This window comes from Arthrobacter sp. Hiyo1 (genome assembly GCF_001263615.2).
GTDB lineage: Bacteria > Actinomycetota > Actinomycetes > Actinomycetales > Micrococcaceae > Arthrobacter.
In genome coordinates, this window is record NZ_DF952476.1 from 33705 (window position 1) to 36673 (window position 2969).

At 65.0% G+C, this 2969-nt stretch carries 3 protein-coding genes and 1 pseudogene; 1 reads left to right on the plus strand and 3 read right to left on the minus strand.

Annotated elements, in window-relative coordinates:
- Positions 1–1060: pseudogene (locus tag AHiyo1_RS20600) on the plus strand (glycoside hydrolase family 15 protein); the annotation flags it as partial.
- An 83-nt stretch (positions 1061–1143) separates the two neighbouring features.
- Here the strand turns inward: AHiyo1_RS20600 and AHiyo1_RS20605 are convergent.
- The 3 genes from AHiyo1_RS20605 to AHiyo1_RS20615 all read right to left on the minus strand — a co-directional run.
- A complete protein-coding gene (locus tag AHiyo1_RS20605) occupies positions 1144–2070 on the minus strand; it encodes an AEC family transporter (protein ID WP_059389827.1) in 927 nt (308 codons plus the stop codon).
- A gap of 143 nt (positions 2071–2213) precedes the next feature.
- A complete protein-coding gene (gene panD / locus AHiyo1_RS20610; RefSeq protein WP_172465683.1) occupies positions 2214–2642 on the minus strand; it encodes an aspartate 1-decarboxylase in 429 nt (142 codons plus the stop codon).
- A 55-nt stretch (positions 2643–2697) separates the two neighbouring features.
- The coding region (locus AHiyo1_RS20615) for a hypothetical protein (protein WP_445286247.1) at positions 2698–2969 on the minus strand (272 nt) is incomplete at its 5' end.

A 2969-nucleotide genomic window follows, 5' to 3' on the forward strand; every position in this document is an offset into this window, starting at 1 on the left:
CTCGCGGCTCCAACCACGTCGCTGCCGGAAGGGATCGGCGGCACCCGCAACTGGGACTACCGCTACTGCTGGCTCCGCGACGGCTCCATGACGGTCAATGCGCTCGTGGACCTGGTTCCACCGAGGAGGCAGACGGTTCCTCCGCTGGCTGGGCCGCATCCTGGAGAACGCGCCCGGGCCGGAATGGCTGCACCCCCTGTACTCCGTGACCGGCTCCCCGTTGTCCACCGAGGCAATTATCGAGAGCCTGCCCGGTTACGCCGGCTCACGGCCCGTGCGGATCGGGAACGCCGCCGACCACCAAGTGCAGCTGGACGTCTTCGGCCCGATCGCCGAACTCATCCAGACCCTCAGCAGGCGCCGCGGCACGCTGCCGGACGAGCACTGGCAGCTCATGGAACAGATGGCGTCCGCCGTGCTGGCCCGCTGGCACGAACCTGACCATGGCATCTGGGAAGCCCGGCGCGCGCCGCGGCACCACATTTACACCAAGGTGATGTGCTGGGTGACGCTGGACCGGGCCATGCACACGGCGGTCCGGTTCCGACGCCCCATCGGGGCCGAGTGGGAGGAAACGGCAAACATCATCCGCTCGGAGGTCCTCCGGGAGGGCTGGGATGATTCCGCGAGCTCCTACACCGTGGCCTACGACAGCCCCGACCTGGACGCGGCCGTTCTGCACATCGGACTTTCAGGCCTGCTGGACGTCCGCGACCAGCGCTTCCTGGACACCGTCACCGCCGTCGAGCGGGAACTGCGGGTGGGTCCCACCGTGTTCCGGTACAGGTACGACGACGGCCTGCCGGGTTTGGAGGGCGGGTTCCACATCTGCACCACCTGGCTGATTGAGGCGTACCTCGCCGTGGGCCGACTGGACGACGCGCTGGAGTTGTTCAACCAGCTCGTGGCGCTCTTCGGTCCGACCGGGCTGCTTCCGGAGGAGTTCGACCCCGGCACGGAAACCCACTTGGGAAACCACCCGCAGGCGTATTCGCATTTGGGTTTCATCCGCTGCGCGCAGCTCCTGGACAGGTACCTGGACTCGGTGGACGAGGAGTAGGCGCCCGCCCAACTGACTCGCACTTAATGTCGTTTTGGGGCGTCTAAACGACACCTACTGCGAGCTAGTTGGGTGGGGCGGGCTTAGGTAAGCAGCAGGGCCACGGCGATCATCGCCGGGACGGCCACCACCGTGGTGATCAGGACCGTATCCTTGGCCACGGTGATTCCCGTGTTGTAGCGGCTCGCCGCCACGAACACGTTCTGCGCGGTGGGCAGGGCCGCCGTGACCACCACGGCGAACAGCGCATGCGCTTCCAGGCCCAGCGCGAAGCGGGCGAACAGGTACGCCATTGTGGGGTGGACAAACAGCTTGAAGCCGCTGGCCAGCAGGGCATCCGTCCGGCGGCCCGTGTCCTTCTGCAGGGGCCGCGAACCATTCAAGCTCATCCCGAACGCCATCAGCATCGCGGGAATTGCGGCACCGCCGATCAAATGGATCGGCTCCATGATGAGCGAAGGCACCTGCCAGCCCGTCCCGGCGACCACCAAACCGAGGGCGGATCCTACGATCATCGGGTTCCGGACGATCATCAGGACGAAGCGCAGGGGAGTGGTGCGGTGGCTGCTGGTGCTGGCATCGAGCGCCATCAGGTACATGGGCGTGAAGAACGCGAGCTGGAAGATCAGCAGGGGCGCCACATAGCTGGCGTCGCCGAGGACGAACACCGCGATAGGGATGCCGAGGTTCGCCGAGTTGGCTAGCGAAGCGCTCATGGAGGACATAAGCGATTCGGGCAGGGAACGCTTGAGCCAGAACTTCACGACGATGAAGAAAAGGCTGCCTGTGGCGACGGCGCCCACCGCCGTGACCAGGAGTGGAGCGGCGAAGACATCGTGAAGACGGGCCTTGCCCAGGGTTTCAAAGAGAAGCGCAGGGCTCGCGACGAAGAAAGTCAGGCCGCTGAGGACCGAACGCGCATTGTCCCCCAGGATCCCGCGCTTGCCGACGAACATGCCCACCAGGATGATGGCCCACACCACGAAGAACCCGGAAAGGACGCCCAGCACTACGACATCCGGCGGGGGACGGGCGCGGGGCGGCGTGGGTTCACAGTCCCAGCCTAAATCAGCTTTATTCGCCCGTAAGGCACGACGGCGGCATGTTCCGCCATGTGGACCACGTAAGGAGGTGCCCCGCGACTACGGGAAGCCTAGTTCAGCTGGGCGTTGTTGAGGGCGTGCGGCGGGCGCATGATGCCCGGAGTGATGCCTTCGGCGGGATCGCTGCCGAGTTGGACGATCTTGTTGGCCCTGTCCACATGGACAACCTTGGGCTGGTAGGCCTTGGCTTCTTCGGTGGTCATCTCCGCGTAGGTGATGAGGATGACGACGTCGCCCACGTGCACCAAGTGCGCCGCGGCCCCGTTGATGCCGATGACGCCGGAGCCGCGTTCACCGGCAATGGTGTAAGTCTCCAGGCGCGCGCCATTCGTCACGTCAACAATGGAGACGAGCTCGCCGGGGAGAATATCCGCAGCATCCAGCAGATCCAGGTCGACCGTCACTGAACCTACATAGTGCAGATCGGCATGGGTCACCGTGGCACGGTGGATCTTGGACTTAAACATTGTGCGGTTCATAACGTGACAAGTTTAGCGTGTGGCCGCCGGATCGCCGGGTGATGCCTGACACACGCTAGGCCTTGGCGGCGGCCTTCCGTGCCTGCCGCCTCTTCAGCGAGCCGTAGCCAGCGATCAGTTTGGGGACAACGAGGTAGACGGCGGTAGGAACCACAACAAGGGTCAGGACGAGGGCGCGTAGCGCGGGGTGCCATGACTCCGTGAGCGGAGCGAGGATCGTCATGCCGATCGCCACGAGGGGAAAAATGGCGACCCAGGTGATCACGGCACGCATATGCACCGACGGTGTGTGCATGGAAGGCAGATGCGCAGAGTGCGCGTGCGCGG